Origin of the sequence: Vulcanisaeta distributa JCM 11216 (genome assembly GCF_001315985.1) — an archaeon.
Taxonomy (GTDB): domain Archaea; phylum Thermoproteota; class Thermoprotei; order Thermoproteales; family Thermocladiaceae; genus Vulcanisaeta; species Vulcanisaeta distributa_E.
The window spans coordinates 88223-101654 of the sequence record NZ_BBBI01000007.1 but is presented as its reverse complement, the minus strand read 5'-3'; the positions used below and the strand labels follow the sequence as shown (position 1 = coordinate 101654).

Genomic DNA, 13432 nt, shown 5'->3' with positions numbered 1-13432 from the left:
TTAATCAAGTATTTCAAGTAATACATAGTATTTAAACCCTTCTCTACCTCTGAGTTAAAAGTAATAAAATGAGTGTTGGGGGGGGATTGCCGAAATATGAAGTGCGAAGGTATTAATGTAATTAATAAGGGAACCATTAGGGAATACGCGTGTGGAAACACGTCGGTGGCTAGACTTCTTAATCTCAGCGAGGGTGAGGCAATACTTAGTATTGACGTTGTAGCTCCGTGGAATTTACCAATTGACCAATCACTCAGGGTTGGTGATGTGCAGTTGATTTATCATAGGGACGTAATTAACGGCCTTGAGTGGGAGTTTGTGGGTTATGATGATGGTTCCCGTAGGGAGTTAATATCTGTAAGGATTTCACTGGTGGGTGTTGTTGAGGATTCATTTGTAAAGGAATTAATAATTAATGTTTTAGGCGCATACGTGAAAGACCCATGAGACGATTCGTATTGGTATTAATATATGGGAGTAACGATGAGGTTCAGGGGTTAGTGAACAAGCACTTGGTTGATTCAGGATTTTCGGTATTACCCAATGTAATTGTTTCCTGGCTACCTCAGCAAGAACTGGAGAGAAAGTTGTTGAACATAAAGGAGGAGTTAATTGATATAATGGAGAGGGGTTTTGAGGGCGAGTTTGCATATGCTGTTATAGAGCTTACGGATGAGCAGTTCAAGGCTGTTAGACCAATGATTGTTAGGAGACTGGAGGTTGACTGCCAAAGGCTTATTTCATGGGGGGGTGAAGCACTGCTTAGGAGAATTAGGTCGCAAAGGATTGAAGGCATTAAAAAAGAACTCCTCCGGTTTGAAAGAGAGTATAGGCGGTTGGTCTCGATTCATGAGGTCTTTGATGTTAGGCATGAACCGTTAAATAAGGTCATGGAACTTGCAAGGGAGTTAAGGATTGAGTACGAGAGAAGAAGTCATTGATTATTTTAAAAGAAATTAATTTGAGTTTTATAAATTTTAATAAAAAACTCACATGGTGACTACATCATAGTTCTTACCGCTTTTTCTATTTACAAAGGCAAAGGCTATAGCGTGGCACCTCCAAGCCCTAGTGTACCTATCAATGCCTCCATTGTGGTTATTGGGAACCCATCAATTATGGCAAGTATGTCCGACTTTATCGTTATCACGTCGTTACCATTTATGGTCACCAACTCGCTGTACTTTAGATTGCCATACTGGGCAGTAACTAGGTATGTCCCACTTAGGACGTTGGTGAATCCCGCCGTCCCTGTATTACTTGTTGTGCCATTATAGATTGGGCCAGTGCCAACCCTGTACAGCGTTATCTTGGCATTGGATATTGCCTGGTTCCTTGCACCAACAAATAGCACTGTCACGTTGTATAGGCCTATCGTTATACCTATTGGCTGATTAATCAATGAATTCACGTTAACATAGTAAATGGGCACATTGTCGTAATAGACCGTTGCCATGAACGGCGTGGGTTCCTCAATATTTATGTATGCATTGCCATTAGAGTCACTAACGCTGCTTGTTATTAATGAACCATTCACGTAAGCCTGAACCTCCACACCACTTATTGGGGGGGCGTTCAACGTGTTGGTGAAGTGCATTGTTATTGGGGGGGTCCAATTCACATAAACAGTGTATGTACCAGTCTCACTAACGCCCAGTGTTGAGACTGCTATGTATGCCTGAGACCCATCAGGCTTATCGAGACCAATCTCTCGGCTGAGCCCCCACGGTATTTCCGAATTCACCAGGCCTGTATATACCGTGCCACTTGGCGTGACTATCTTATATATGTGGGCTATCTCGGGAAGCTGAACAACTAATGCGGTCCACAGACCGTTAGAGACATCAGCGTCACTTACAGTGGCCTCTAGGTTACCGTTAACCCACTGCCCAATTGGCTTGTAGATTATTGGCATGAACGTCACGACAAGCGGCACGTTTAGGTTATCGACAATCTCGAAGTACCTATCATACACTATGTAAATACCTATCATCGGTGCAAACCTTATGAATGGAGGCAGCAAGTAACTAATGCCACTAACTTGAATCAAATCACTGTATAGATAGGCTGGCGAGACCCTATTAGCAATGACCTCAAAGTGACCAGGCTGCTGACCAACAACCAATGGCTGCACCGTATAAACAACAACTATGTAGCCCAGTAGGTTCCAACCTGGTGGAACTCCGAATTCTGAACCAGTTATCTCTAGGGTCTGGCCTGGGTTAACCGTATAGTTCAGGAATTCCGTACCCTTAACCAGCATTGCGCTTGGCATTATGTACTCACTGCCGTAATTGATCGTTACCTGGTACTGACCAGGGGGGGTAGCCCATTAGCCGTTAATTCCATGTACTTAGGCTCAATCTTTATGTAATTGGCCAATGGACTCCAGCTGGATATTAACTGTGATAATGTCGTCCCATTGGGCAACGATACACCAGCTATCTCAAAGGGCATGTAGTTCGGTATTGATAACATAATCACCTGCTGCGTTACATATTGCATAGTGCTATCTGGAACTGAGATGCTTAGTGTGAACGATGATGCGGATGTATTCAATGCCACATACTCCTCATTCACAAACACATACGTTACTGATATTGTCTCATTTAACGGTTGATTACCTGTATTCGCTATTGATAGACTGTTGCTTGTCGTGTAAGCACTAACTATCGCACCAATTTCATTCTTACTATACATTAAATTACTACCACTAATTAACACGGCCGGTGATGGCGGATTAATGCTAACCTCGACGTAATCAAGTACATAACCTGGGCCGGGAGGTAACGGCGCCTGTATCGTGATAGACTGACCAGGCGCAAGGGTTATGGCCTTTGTCGTGTTTATATAATCAATATACTCAAGTATTGCGTAATACGGCTGGATTATCGTTGATGGTGAATTAACATTTGGCGATACCTGATACTGCGTAGCCAGAACAACAGCTGAGACTGTTATTGCAAGTACAGCCAAGAGTACCGCCAAATTCCTCCTCATACTGTTCACGAAATCGATTAGGGACCAGGTAATATTAAATAAGCAATTAAAATAACTAATGCAATACCTAGAAACGCGCGTTTCATGCTTATATGCTCCGTATAATATAAATTAGTATTACGGGTAGAACATCGATGATGAGCCCTAGACATGCGGATTAATGACGATATCGTTCTAGGCTGAATATAAACTATATATCCATACTAAACTAAATATATCACTAATTAATTTATCAAGTTCTAGGAGAAAGGCTTTAAATTACATATGCCTAGGTAATGCTGATGAGCAACTGCACGGTTAGGCTAATGCTTGGCAATCACGCAATTGCCCATGGCGCATTAGAGACTGGGGGTAGCCGTTGCCGCCGGCTATCCAGGAACGCCATCAAGCGAAATCATTGAGTACTTAATTGATTACGGCAGGGAGTTTGGAGTTTACGCTGAATGGAGCAGTAATGAGAAGGTGGCCTACGAGGTGGCCTACGGCGCAGCCTAGCTGGTGCCAGGTCGATGGTGACCATGAAGCACGTGGGTCTCAACGTGGCCATGGACCCACTAATGTCCAGCGCCTACACAGGCGTGAGGGGGTGGCTTTGTGATTGTCACGGCTGACGACCCAAGCATGTGGAGCAGCCAGAATGAGCAGGACAATAGGTGGGTTGGGCTTCACGCCTATATCCCGGTCCTCGAGCCTTATGACCCACAAAGCGCCAAGGATTATACAAAGCTTGCCATTGAATTTAGTGAGAAGTATGGGCACCCAGTGATGATGAGGACAGTTACCAGGGTATCGCACGTGAGAGGTCCAGTAACCATATGCACGCCGGAGGTTCCCAAGTACTCGAGGGAGTACGTTAAGGACCCAAGGAGACACGCACTAATTCCTGCAAATGCACGGGCACTCAAGGAGGAATTACTGAAGAGGTGGAGTAGCATTGAGTTGGGTGTTGAGGAATTACCGCATACCTACGTAGATGGTGGCAAAAGCCTCATAATAACCAGCGGCGTGGCATTCACATACGCACTGGAGGCCGTTAAGAACTACGGTGTAAGGGCAAGCATACTAAATGTTGCAACCCCAGTACCACTGCCCAGGAAGGTGATTATGGATGCCGTTGCTAAGGCCGATAGGGTTATCGTCATTGAGGAAGGAGACCCAGTGCTTGAGAATCAATTAAAGGCACTGCTCTATGACGAGGGCGTCAGAGTACCGGTACTCGGTAAGGCAGAGAATATTTTCAATAAGGTTGGTGAGCTAACGATCAATTCCGTAATGGAAGGATTATCAAAGGCCCTCAATATAGTAAACCCATTCTCATCATTAAATACCGTTAAGATCGACTACGCACCACCGCCGAGACTGCCCGTCTTCTGTCCAGGTTGTCCCCCCCACGCGGCGTCATTTTATGAATTGAAGGTCGTCACAGCCAAGGCCGGCGCCAGCCTTATTTAGTGGCGACATTGGGTGCTACAGCTAGGTATTAACAATCCATTCAATGAACAGGACCTACTCACGAACATGGGCAGCTCCCTAGGTCTAGGCATGGGTCTTTACCACGGAACCAACGGCAAGACAATGGTAATATCAATAATTGGCGACTCAACATTCTTCCATACAGGCCTACCCGCACTGGTTAACGCCGTTTATAACAAGACACCAATGCTGGTACTGATCCTCGACAACAGGGTCACTGCAATGACAGGTGGACAACCAAACCCAACAAGCACAATAAACATTGAGGATATTGCTAAGGCGATTGGTGCTGATTATGTGAGGACGGTAGATCCATTCAATGTTAGGAATGCTCAGGAGGTGATGATGGAGGCCGTGAACGTGGTTAGGAAGGGCGGTATTGCGGTCGTGGTCATGAAGAGGGGCTGCGCGCTAGAGGCCATGAGGTTGTTTAGGGGGCTACGTGGCGCGTTACTACGTCGACCCAGACGCATGCAGGGCCTGCGGAATATGCTACAACCTAATTGCATGCCCGGCAATAGTGCCCCCCCTCGAGAATAAGAAGGCCTGGATAGACCCCCCCAACATGTGCGTTGGCTGCTCCGTCTGCGCACAGGTATGCCCATACAATGCAATCAAGCCGGAGGGCAATGTTAGGGATTGGCTGAAGAAGTGGGCAGAGATGTAGGGTGATAATCATGAGACTCAACATATACCTAGCCGGTGTCGGCGGTCAGGGACTTGTGACCTTCGCCACGGTACTCGGCGACGCAGCCGTAAGGGCTGGTTATAAGGCTTTGGTTGCCGAGACCCACGGACTAAGCCAGAGGGGGGGTGGTTCCATAGATGTCCACGTTAGGATTGGGGGGGATGTAGATGCACCATTAATACCCAAAGGAGGCGCGGACGTCGTAGTAGCCTTCGAAATACTTGAGGCGCTTAGGGCTGTTGGTTATGCCAACAAAAACACCATATTCATAGTGAACAGGAGGTTGATAAGGCCGCCGGCCACGAAACAGAGAATACCAAGTATAAACGAGCTAGAGGACATTCTGAGAAGCAGTATAGAGAGGGTTTACACGGTGAACGCCTATGATGATGCACTTAAGCTGGGTAGTATTATTTACGAGAACATGATAATACTCGGTGCGCTCTACTCAATAATGGGACTAAACCAATACATCCCGCAAAACATAATTGAGGAATCAATAAAGGCAAACATCAGAAAAGACGTGGATAAGAACATAAAGGCATTCACAATGGCCTAAGGTACGGCAGCAACAAGGAAGCAAAAACCTAAACATGGCTTGAAAGAAAGCTAAAAAGCACGATCTTCCCCTTAATAGGTGCAAGCCACGTATAACGTGGTAGATCTCCATGGATTAACGCAAAAACCATTAAGCACCACAGAAATGGTGACCCAGACCTAAAATCAATACCGCATACTCGATTAAAAACACACCCGCTGCAGGGCACATCATTGACATAAACCCATGCCAGAAGCCCAGCAATCAATAAGCATGAAAGGTCTCAACAATCCTCATGAGCCCATTTACGGCACCAACAAACCCAACAAAAACTAACCAACCCCCCCAATTTATAAATAAATAATCACGTACCAATCCAATAAACCGTAACACGGTTACGAAAGAGTGGTAGCCGGGCCCGGATTCGAACCGGGGTCAACGGGTTTCTACCCCCCCTGCTGGTCCAGAGCCCGCCATCCTTGGCCGCTAGACGACCCGGCTAATAACAGAGGCAAGGAACCAGTTTAAAAGTGCTACGCATCGCAAACCGCACGTAAACGCATAAGGCCAAGGCAACGAAGGCATTAATAAGACAAACATACAAAATAACCAATTACCATATTAAACTAGGCAACCACGAAAACAACGACCAATATGGTCACACTGGAGGATCTGGCTAAGAAGGAATACGAAGTAGAAGGCAGGAAGCTTAAGCCTACGAAGGTTTGGAAGGTTCAGCCTAAGGGTAGGAAGGGCTTTGTGATGGCGTTGTTCAAGACGCCAGACGGAAAGACCGTGAGGAAGGTAATAGCCAAAGTAGACGAACAAGGAAACATAATAACCTAAGACAAACAAAAACAAAACTCAAAATCAAAACCAAACCTTCCTCTTTCTCTCCCCTTTCGCACATCATTATTGAATACGTAAACAATAGGTTAAGTTATGAACAATTCCTCAAGGCTTATGAACAAACCAAATACAAGGTAAATCAACATGATAATAAACATAATTCAGCACCGTACATAGCGATTCACGCATCATCATTAGCATTTAATAGCATAGACGTAATTCATGACTACTAGCCACAGTGAAAGATCATTAATTAAGGCATGAAGATTTCTATTACCTATCCCATTAATTACTATCGTATTTAATAAAATATAGCCTAACAATATTTACAAAAAGCCAATGCAGTAGTAAAAACAGTCATACCATCACGTATTAAGATCTAATAGCATAAAAACTTACAACAAGGATTTAAGTAAACGTCATCCTTATCACATTAAATAATTTACAAAAAGATAACAAAAGAGATATTAAAAATATTTAATTTTCACTAATGTAAATATAAATAATAGAATAAAGTCCCCCCCCGGCGGGATTTGAACCCGGGACCTGCCGGTGACTGCTTACCGTGGGCTTTTCCGTTGTCGCCCACGGGGGGGCTGACTACAGCCGGCCGCTCTAACCTCTGAGCTACCGGGGGGGGCGTGGTTGCTTTTGCTTTGTTGGTTTTTAAGGTTTTCTTCGTGGTTGTTTGGGTTGTTGTGTTGTTGGGTTAGGTTTTTACGCTTCCGCTGTGGAAGTTGCTTTCGGTGTGGAAGCGTGTTGTTTGATACGAGGCCTAAGGTACGTAGGGTGGATTTGTTTGATTTTGAGGGGGGGGAGTTTGGTAGGCTTTCGGGTTTTGTTGGTGATTCTTTGACGCGGCTTATTGTTGTTAGGGGGGGTTTGAGGAGGACTGGTAAGACTTCTTTGATATTGACTACGCTTAATGAGTTGGGTGTGCCTTATGTATTTGTTGATGTTAGGGAGGTAATTAGGTCCAGGAGGGGGGGGTTGTATGAGGTTTTGTCTAGGGCGTTAAGTGAGTTCCTTAGGAGGTACTCTCCGTATAGGGCCTTACTTAGTAGTTTCATTAGGGTGTTAAGTGGTGTTAGGGGGGGTGTTAGGGTGCATGGTTTTGAGGTCTCGCTTAATTGGGGGGGTAGGGATAGGCCATTACTCACCGAGTTGTTTAGGGAGTTTGATGAGGCCTCCGCGAGCGCGGGTGTTAGGCTTGTTATTGTTATTGATGAGGCGCAGAGGCTTGGTGGGTCGTTGGGTTTCGAGGTTTGGAGTGCCGTGGCTCACGCCTATGACTTTCTCGGGAACACTAAGTTCATAATATCTGGCTCAGAAATGGGTGTTTTGAACTCCATATTTAGTAATCCCGAGTCCCCCCCATTGTTTGGTAGGCTTATGCGAGGTTGTTACCGAGAGGTTGACCCGCGAGGAGTCCCTGGAGTTTCTTAGGCGTGGTTTCTCTGAGGTTGGTGTTAGAGTTGGTGAGGATGAGCTTAGGGAGGTTGTGGATAGGCTTGATGGTGTTATTGGATGGTTGACGTACTATGGTTATTCGAGGAGTGTTGGTGGTAGGGACCTGGAGTCAATAATTGGTGATGCCGTTAGCCTGGCTAGGCAGGAGCTTGATAACTTCCTCAGCCTTAGGGTTAGTAGGAGGTATAGGGTGGTGCTTAGGTTGCTTGCCTCCGGGGGGGGTTAGGGAGTGGGGGGGGCTTATTGAAGAGGGGGGGTCTTGAGGATTATGAGGGTTCACCGATTAGTGATAGGGTTCTTCATGATGTATTAACGACGTTGAAGAGGTACTCGATAATTGATGAGAACCTGGAGTTTACGGACCCAATAGTTAGGGAGGCGGCGCGGGGGGGTTGTAATGCCTTTGATGTGCAATGTGGCCTACTGGCGTGCCTGGCATTCGCTTATGTCTATTCCGTGGCTTTTCAGTACTTGCCTTAATGCTCCGTAGTCCTCGGGCTTTAGGTGCGGTATTTTGTATGTAGTGCCTTGGTGATTGATGAAGACGTTATATGCGTAGGGCCTATAACCTCTTCCCATTATGGCTTTATGGCATATGGCTATCTCACTAAGCCTAATCTCGTGGGTGCTGTTTATCGTGCTGAGGATTACTAAGTCGTTCTTAATCTCAATGCGTTTAATCCTCGTCGATAGGGACCTTATGGAGTTTATTCGTGTAATGCTGTGGATTATTAGGGCTATACCGAGAATTAATGCTATTGAAAATAATATAACGCTGACGCTCCTGGGCCATAGGATTATTCCGGTGATATCCATAATTACCTAGGACTAGACCAGTAATTAGTGCGTGGTAATAGCCCCTAAGTACTCACTTAACATCGTCACTTATCCAAATTCATTCATATTATTAACGTATTATTTTAGTTTAGTTATTATGTATTTTGCGTTTCCCTCTCTTTCTATTTTTAGTTGTAGTTCCTGGCTATTGCCGGTAGGTAGAGTACTAGGGTTCTTATGCATTGTTGTGATGCCCTGATTCCGTACCTTGTTTGGTGCCACGCATGGAAGCACGCCATTGTTATCTTGTACTCATTGTCCCTCGTTATGTTCCTCCTGCAGTTAATTAGTGCGTAGCTTATTAGGAATTCCCTGATGTCGCTTATCCCGCACCTATGTCTCTGTTCCTGGCTTTGCAGTAGTGTTTGTTTCACATTATTATTTTATCCACTTGATTTATAAGTTACTTTCAGTGTTGGGGGGGCTGAAATATTTCGTGAAACTGAAAATTAATCACGAGGTGGTTCCCTCAGGAGTAGTACCTCCACGTAATCGCCCTCTCTAACGATTTGCCCCTTCCTCGTGAACACGAGTCCATTAACCATCAGGAGTGTGTGCGTTAGTGAACTGCCCTGTCTCGGTAACTCCTCTATGACGTAATCATTACCGACCCTCCTAACCCTAACCCTATACTGCCTGGCGAACTCCTTATCACCAAGCGTACCCCCCCTACCTAGCCTAGCCATTACCCTGGGCTCCGCAATATCCACCTTAACACCCGCGAGTCTCTTAATGACCTCCTTAACGACCACGGTCATGGCATTCAAGGCCGATATTGGATGACCCGACAGGTTAATGATGACCTTATTACCACCCAATACTGCAAGCCCCCCCGTTGGTCTGCCAGGCTCATCCTTAACCCCCCCTAATGTATATCCTTGGGTTTAGTGATTTCGTTACCTCATAAACATAGTCAATACCGCTTGGTCCTGTGCCTCCCGTGGTTATCACGATGTCCGCCATGTCCAGGGCCTTCATTACCGCATTTCTGATGGCTTCCCGGTCATCAGGTACTATGGTCCTGCCCACGACCTCGGCGTACGGTATGTACATCCTCACGTAATTTCCTATGAACGATGCCGTGCTCTCAACGACCTTACCATTAATTATTGCATCTAGCACCTCATTTGGCGCCTTAACCTCGATTAATTCGGAGCCAGTAGCTACTATGAATATTCTGACCCTCCTCCTAACCCAAACCTCGCCAATACCAAGCTCCAGCAGTGCTGGTATGTCCCAGGGCATTATGACCGTACCCTCCCTAAGGGCCGCCTCACCCCTCCTGGCAAAGTCGCCCGCTGGGTCTACATTATCCCAGGGCTTAACTGGCTTGTTAATGACAACCTCATTATTACTAACGACATCAACGAACTCCTCAGGAACGACTGCATCAGCGCCACTCGGTAAGTAGGCGCCGGTGGTTACGTAGGCGGTTTCCATGGGGGGGCCTACCTCAATACTTGGCACCTCACCAATATGTACATAACCCACAAGCCTTAACCTGGTTGGTGCCTTGGAGGTGTCTTGACTTCTAACGGCATAACCATCATAAGCGGCCTTTGGGTGCGGTGGTATGTCTATGGGTACCACGACGTCCCTAGAAAGTACCCTGCCCATCGATTCCCATACAGGTACCTTCTCCTCATCGATTGCTGATAACGCGCCTATTGCGTTGGTTAATTCCTCGAGTTCGTGGGGGGGCATCACGAACTTATACTCATGGGGGGGCTTCACGTGATTTTAAGGGACAATGCGCTATTTAAAACCCTATTAGCCCTAGTAATAATTGTTGTGAACGAGCAAATAAGCATTGACGTACTGGAGGGAGCATATCAACTGATTAATTATGATGCGAAAGATGAAGAGGCATTAATTCGGGACTTTAATTTGAGGTATGGTGACAGGTACATGGACGTGCTTAAAAGGGCTAGAGAGCTTGTGTCATTGCTTGGGGGGGAGGACGTGAGCAGTAAAATTAGGAGGTTTTATGAGTTATTGGCTGACCATTCAATGGGTAAGGTTAGGGGGGGGTTTCGGCAATGCGGCATACGCATTGGTTAAGTACATGGGGGGGCTTGGGGGGGCGATGAAGGTGTCCTTAGGGTTCAGTTCAGGCTCATGGGCTTTAATGAGGACGTAATCACCGAGTTGGTAAGAGCCGGCATTTTAATGCATAGGAATAAGGATGTCCTGTTCGTACCTGAGTACTTAATACCTAGACTACTTGAGATGGGGGGGCGTCGTTTCAGTACCTGACGTCAGGGAGCAACTGGGCAGCTTAATACCCTTGAGTTAATTGCTGTGGAATCAGCAGCCTTTAGTTCAAGGCCCATTGGTTGGTTGTTTAGGGCTATTTATGGCATTGACTTTAAAGAGCTCATCCACAGTGTGAGGATTGATGGTGTATTGGATGGCTCGATTGGTGAGCTCATACTTAACCCAGCCATTGACCTGAGGGAGCTTAGAGCCGTGATTCATGAAATGAAGGACTCCAGCGCTAGGTATATGAGGAGGGTCCTAAGTCCTCACGGTCAATACTCCTATAGCAGGGTTGCCAGGTGTGGTATTGTCTATACCGTGTTTGGCGAGGGTGGTAGGGAGCTGATAATGCTTTATCCATGGATTGTACCCAGCAGGAGAGCCCTGAATTACCACTCACGTGAGGATAGAGTCATTGTAATAATGCACAGACCCAGTGAAGAGTTTGCAGACCTAATGGACATGCATACTGATGAACTTCCACCACGTACTGGATTCGTATTCATAAGTAATAACGAGGCACTTGTCTATAGGCCTCAATACCTGAATAATGCCTTTGACTCGTTCCTCGACTTCCTATATAGGTCAAACCTGAGGGTCTCCTACCTCAATTAACCCTTTATTAGGCCAATGATGAGACCTATTATGAATGCCAGTGATGAGTATGGGATCGCCACCGTGAACTGCTGAACCTTTGAGTAGGCAATACTCATTGTATAACCTGCATAGTGAAGTAGCGAAACCAGGTTGATGGGCTTAGATAGCCCAGGGCCATGGCCAGTATTACTATGGCCAGTAGTACAAGGGCTACGCCAATCAACCTCCTTATTAATATGCCCACCAGTAGGCCGAGTACGAAGAGCCCAATTATGCTTATTACCTGGGTTAGTGTTAGGCCAAATACCTCCATTGAGAATAATTAATTATAACTTAGTATAAAAGGTTAACCCATATTACTAAGTACTTCCTTGATGGCCCTAGACAATAACCCAGATACTTCACGACCCTCCTCCTCAGTTAAATAATGCCTACCTACCATGTGCCCCCCCGTCATTGGTATTACGTGAAAGTGTATATGGAAGATAACCTGGCCGGCTCGGCACCATTATTCTGGACAATCCTCACCCCAGGCGCATTCAATGCCTTAATTACTGCCATCGCCACTGCCTTTGTAACCATTATTACATGGCATAACTCATTACTCGGTATCTCGGTTATATCCCTATAATGTCTCTTTGGCATGACAAGCGTGTGGCCCCCCCTACTTATTGGGTACTTATCGAGTATGGCTATTACATAGTCATCCTCATAAACCACGTAGGCAGGTTCCTCACCTTTAATTATCCTGCAAAATACACAGTCCATAGCGATAAACGCTCATTACGATTATTTTTAAGACTTAACACATGGCGCCGTATGGCGAGACAGACAATAAATAGAAACTCATTGCAAATATCACGAGGGCAGCCGCGAAAATCACCAGCAATATATCACTTACATTGCCCCCTACTCAGGTAATTTATTAGTAAGTAAACTCCCGAGATTGATAATATTAATGTGAGGATTTCCATCAATGTGAATGACCCTGAACACGATGGCACAACACCGGGTGTGTAGACCGCGTACCAGAACCCCATTATGAATAATACAAGTACCATCACGGCTACAATACCAAGGGCTGCAAGCCACCTACTTGGCGTTATTGAGCTCATTAAAAATCACGTATGAAACAGCCCCTTTTAAAGATGACTTACTCATAGTATCCAGGGAATGATGCAAATTAAGGATAGTAATAAATACTGGGATTAGGCCATGATCTTCAATGAGCAATTACGATGTGGGCATTCACGGTAGGGTGATTTATACAGGAATTGAAAAGTGCCCAGTATGCGGTAAAGACACGCTTCATGTAATTGAGATCCTGTATAGTGACCCAGCCTTCGGTGACTTAATACTATACAGTAATCAATGTGATCACTGCGGTTATAAGAGGATTGATATACAATACCTTAACTCCAGGGGGGGCCCATCTAGGATAATGTACGAGGTTAAGGATGATACTGACGTTTATAGGACCTATATTTTCAGGTCGAAGACCGCGAGAATAAGCAGTCCCGAACTTGGCTTTGACATCGATCCAGGGCCTGATGCGGAGGCCATGATAACTACGGTCGAGGGCCTACTACTAAGGATGATCGATGTTGCGGAGAGGATGGAGGTTCTTAATGAGGATAATGAGGAGAGCATACGTAGACTGAGGGAGTTTAAGTACAAGGTGCAGAGGCGCTTCAGGGTGAGTTTAGGTTTAGGATAATTAT

23 protein-coding genes and 2 tRNA genes are annotated in these 13432 nt (G+C 45.7%); 14 read left to right on the top strand and 11 right to left on the bottom strand.

Annotated elements, in window-relative coordinates:
• Nucleotides 1-96: 96 nt before the first annotated feature.
• Together JCM11216_RS07585 and JCM11216_RS07580 are read left to right on the top strand one after the other, a co-directional pair.
• Complete coding sequence (locus tag JCM11216_RS07585) at nucleotides 97-447, top strand: hypothetical protein (protein ID WP_054853802.1); 351 nt, start codon at nucleotides 97-99, stop codon at nucleotides 445-447.
• Nucleotides 444-941, top strand: coding sequence for a hypothetical protein (locus JCM11216_RS07580; protein ID WP_054853801.1), 498 nt, complete (start codon nucleotides 444-446; stop codon nucleotides 939-941). The genes JCM11216_RS07585 and JCM11216_RS07580 overlap by 4 nt, the downstream gene beginning before the upstream one ends.
• A gap of 104 nt (nucleotides 942-1045) precedes the next feature.
• Here JCM11216_RS07580 and JCM11216_RS17825 read toward each other — a convergent pair whose 3' ends face one another.
• Both JCM11216_RS17825 and JCM11216_RS17820 read right to left on the bottom strand, forming a co-directional pair.
• Nucleotides 1046-2275 (bottom strand): carboxypeptidase-like regulatory domain-containing protein, encoded by a 1230-nt coding sequence (locus tag JCM11216_RS17825; protein WP_243675701.1) that lies wholly within the window; start codon nucleotides 2273-2275, stop codon nucleotides 1046-1048.
• A 26-nt stretch (nucleotides 2276-2301) separates the two neighbouring features.
• Nucleotides 2302-3009, bottom strand: coding sequence for a hypothetical protein (locus tag JCM11216_RS17820; RefSeq protein ID WP_243675700.1), 708 nt, complete (start codon nucleotides 3007-3009; stop codon nucleotides 2302-2304).
• A 585-nt stretch (nucleotides 3010-3594) separates the two neighbouring features.
• Here JCM11216_RS17820 and JCM11216_RS17815 point away from each other — a divergent pair.
• From JCM11216_RS17815 to JCM11216_RS07565, 4 genes are read left to right on the top strand one after another with little or no spacing between them, the layout of a single operon-like run.
• On the top strand, nucleotides 3595-4452 hold the full coding sequence (locus JCM11216_RS17815; protein ID WP_243675699.1) for a transketolase C-terminal domain-containing protein: 858 nt from the start codon (nucleotides 3595-3597) through the stop codon (nucleotides 4450-4452).
• A 12-nt stretch (nucleotides 4453-4464) separates the two neighbouring features.
• The gene (locus JCM11216_RS17810) at nucleotides 4465-5013 is read left to right on the top strand and encodes a thiamine pyrophosphate-dependent enzyme (RefSeq protein ID WP_243675698.1); all 549 of its coding nucleotides are present in this window, start codon (nucleotides 4465-4467) and stop codon (nucleotides 5011-5013) included.
• Nucleotides 4994-5140, top strand: a complete 147-nt coding sequence (locus JCM11216_RS17805) for a 4Fe-4S binding protein (protein WP_243675697.1) — start codon at nucleotides 4994-4996, stop codon at nucleotides 5138-5140. The genes JCM11216_RS17810 and JCM11216_RS17805 overlap by 20 nt, the downstream gene beginning before the upstream one ends.
• A 10-nt stretch (nucleotides 5141-5150) precedes the next feature.
• Nucleotides 5151-5720, top strand: coding sequence for an indolepyruvate oxidoreductase subunit beta (locus JCM11216_RS07565; protein ID WP_054853826.1), 570 nt, complete (start codon nucleotides 5151-5153; stop codon nucleotides 5718-5720).
• A gap of 385 nt (nucleotides 5721-6105) precedes the next feature.
• Here JCM11216_RS07565 and JCM11216_RS07560 read toward each other — a convergent pair.
• Nucleotides 6106-6200 (bottom strand) — tRNA-Gln (locus JCM11216_RS07560).
• 153 nt (nucleotides 6201-6353) lie between these two features.
• Between JCM11216_RS07560 and JCM11216_RS07555 the strand changes: the two genes are divergently transcribed.
• Complete coding sequence (locus JCM11216_RS07555) at nucleotides 6354-6545, top strand: chromatin protein Cren7 (protein WP_054853800.1); 192 nt, start codon at nucleotides 6354-6356, stop codon at nucleotides 6543-6545.
• A 522-nt stretch (nucleotides 6546-7067) separates the two neighbouring features.
• Here JCM11216_RS07555 and JCM11216_RS07550 read toward each other — a convergent pair.
• Nucleotides 7068-7185, bottom strand: a tRNA-Tyr gene (locus tag JCM11216_RS07550).
• A 119-nt stretch (nucleotides 7186-7304) separates the two neighbouring features.
• Here JCM11216_RS07550 and JCM11216_RS07545 point away from each other — a divergent pair.
• The 3 genes from JCM11216_RS07545 to JCM11216_RS07535 are packed head-to-tail and all read left to right on the top strand — an operon-like array spanning nucleotide 7305 to nucleotide 8498.
• On the top strand, nucleotides 7305-7994 hold the full coding sequence (locus tag JCM11216_RS07545; protein WP_054853799.1) for an ATP-binding protein: 690 nt from the start codon (nucleotides 7305-7307) through the stop codon (nucleotides 7992-7994).
• Nucleotides 7963-8244: a hypothetical protein gene (locus JCM11216_RS07540; protein WP_054853798.1), complete on the top strand. Its 282-nt coding sequence runs from the start codon at nucleotides 7963-7965 to the stop codon at nucleotides 8242-8244. The genes JCM11216_RS07545 and JCM11216_RS07540 overlap by 32 nt, the downstream gene beginning before the upstream one ends.
• Before the next feature lie 17 nt (nucleotides 8245-8261).
• Nucleotides 8262-8498: a hypothetical protein gene (locus JCM11216_RS07535; RefSeq protein ID WP_054853797.1), complete on the top strand. Its 237-nt coding sequence runs from the start codon at nucleotides 8262-8264 to the stop codon at nucleotides 8496-8498.
• Here JCM11216_RS07535 and JCM11216_RS17800 read toward each other — a convergent pair.
• The 4 genes from JCM11216_RS17800 to JCM11216_RS07520 form a co-directional block, all read right to left on the bottom strand.
• On the bottom strand, nucleotides 8439-8834 hold the full coding sequence (locus tag JCM11216_RS17800) for a hypothetical protein (protein WP_243675696.1): 396 nt from the start codon (nucleotides 8832-8834) through the stop codon (nucleotides 8439-8441). The two genes, JCM11216_RS07535 and JCM11216_RS17800, sit on opposite strands and share 60 nt — an antisense overlap.
• Nucleotides 8835-8983: 149 nt before the next feature.
• Entirely contained in the window at nucleotides 8984-9229 is a 246-nt protein-coding gene (locus tag JCM11216_RS07525; RefSeq protein WP_243675695.1) for a hypothetical protein, read from the bottom strand.
• Between the two features lie 75 nt (nucleotides 9230-9304).
• Nucleotides 9305-9673, bottom strand: a complete 369-nt coding sequence (locus tag JCM11216_RS17795) for a hypothetical protein (protein WP_243675694.1) — start codon at nucleotides 9671-9673, stop codon at nucleotides 9305-9307.
• Between the two features lie 37 nt (nucleotides 9674-9710).
• Nucleotides 9711-10589 carry a molybdopterin molybdotransferase MoeA gene (locus tag JCM11216_RS07520; protein WP_243675693.1) on the bottom strand — a complete coding sequence of 293 codons (879 nt, stop codon included), beginning with the start codon at nucleotides 10587-10589 and terminating at the stop codon, nucleotides 9711-9713.
• Here JCM11216_RS07520 and JCM11216_RS17790 point away from each other — a divergent pair, their 5' ends adjacent.
• From JCM11216_RS17790 to JCM11216_RS17780, 3 genes are read left to right on the top strand one after another with little or no spacing between them, the layout of a single operon-like run.
• Nucleotides 10590-10916: a hypothetical protein gene (locus tag JCM11216_RS17790; RefSeq protein WP_243675692.1), complete on the top strand. Its 327-nt coding sequence runs from the start codon at nucleotides 10590-10592 to the stop codon at nucleotides 10914-10916.
• A 57-nt stretch (nucleotides 10917-10973) separates the two neighbouring features.
• Nucleotides 10974-11111, top strand: coding sequence for a hypothetical protein (locus JCM11216_RS17785; RefSeq protein WP_243675691.1), 138 nt, complete (start codon nucleotides 10974-10976; stop codon nucleotides 11109-11111).
• A gap of 45 nt (nucleotides 11112-11156) precedes the next feature.
• Nucleotides 11157-11729, top strand: coding sequence for a hypothetical protein (locus JCM11216_RS17780; RefSeq protein ID WP_243675690.1), 573 nt, complete (start codon nucleotides 11157-11159; stop codon nucleotides 11727-11729).
• A 94-nt stretch (nucleotides 11730-11823) separates the two neighbouring features.
• On the opposite strand, the gene JCM11216_RS07510 is transcribed toward JCM11216_RS17780, so the two are convergent.
• From JCM11216_RS07510 to JCM11216_RS07500, 3 genes are all read right to left on the bottom strand, one after another.
• A complete protein-coding gene (locus JCM11216_RS07510) occupies nucleotides 11824-12024 on the bottom strand; it encodes a hypothetical protein (protein ID WP_243675689.1) in 201 nt (66 codons plus the stop codon).
• A gap of 149 nt (nucleotides 12025-12173) precedes the next feature.
• Nucleotides 12174-12479, bottom strand: a complete 306-nt coding sequence (locus JCM11216_RS07505) for an HIT domain-containing protein (protein WP_243675688.1) — start codon at nucleotides 12477-12479, stop codon at nucleotides 12174-12176.
• 125 nt (nucleotides 12480-12604) lie between these two features.
• Complete coding sequence (locus JCM11216_RS07500; protein WP_243675687.1) at nucleotides 12605-12826, bottom strand: hypothetical protein; 222 nt, start codon at nucleotides 12824-12826, stop codon at nucleotides 12605-12607.
• Between the two features lie 110 nt (nucleotides 12827-12936).
• On the opposite strand from JCM11216_RS07500, the gene JCM11216_RS07495 reads away from it, so the two are divergent.
• Entirely contained in the window at nucleotides 12937-13428 is a 492-nt protein-coding gene (locus JCM11216_RS07495; RefSeq protein ID WP_243675686.1) for a ZPR1 zinc finger domain-containing protein, read from the top strand.
• Nucleotides 13429-13432: the final 4 nt, after the last annotated feature.

Bases quoted from the DNA above. Each gene is read 5' to 3' on its own strand.
- JCM11216_RS07585 (WP_054853802.1), top strand. From the start codon at position 97: ATGAAGTGCGAAGGTATTAATGTAATTAATAAGGGAACCATTAGGGAA.
- JCM11216_RS07580 (WP_054853801.1), top strand. From the start codon at position 444: ATGAGACGATTCGTATTGGTATTAATATATGGGAGTAACGATGAGGTT.
- JCM11216_RS17825 (WP_243675701.1), bottom strand. From the start codon at position 2,275: ATGCCAAGCGCAATGCTGGTTAAGGGTACGGAATTCCTGAACTATACG.
- JCM11216_RS07565 (WP_054853826.1), top strand. From the start codon at position 5,151: ATGAGACTCAACATATACCTAGCCGGTGTCGGCGGTCAGGGACTTGTG.
- JCM11216_RS07555 (WP_054853800.1), top strand. From the start codon at position 6,354: ATGGTCACACTGGAGGATCTGGCTAAGAAGGAATACGAAGTAGAAGGC.
- JCM11216_RS17800 (WP_243675696.1), bottom strand. From the start codon at position 8,834: ATGGATATCACCGGAATAATCCTATGGCCCAGGAGCGTCAGCGTTATA.
- JCM11216_RS17785 (WP_243675691.1), top strand. From the start codon at position 10,974: ATGGGCTTTAATGAGGACGTAATCACCGAGTTGGTAAGAGCCGGCATT.
- JCM11216_RS07510 (WP_243675689.1), bottom strand. From the start codon at position 12,024: ATGGAGGTATTTGGCCTAACACTAACCCAGGTAATAAGCATAATTGGG.
- JCM11216_RS07505 (WP_243675688.1), bottom strand. From the start codon at position 12,479: ATGGACTGTGTATTTTGCAGGATAATTAAAGGTGAGGAACCTGCCTAC.
- JCM11216_RS07500 (WP_243675687.1), bottom strand. From the start codon at position 12,826: ATGAGCTCAATAACGCCAAGTAGGTGGCTTGCAGCCCTTGGTATTGTA.
- JCM11216_RS07495 (WP_243675686.1), top strand. From the start codon at position 12,937: ATGAGCAATTACGATGTGGGCATTCACGGTAGGGTGATTTATACAGGA.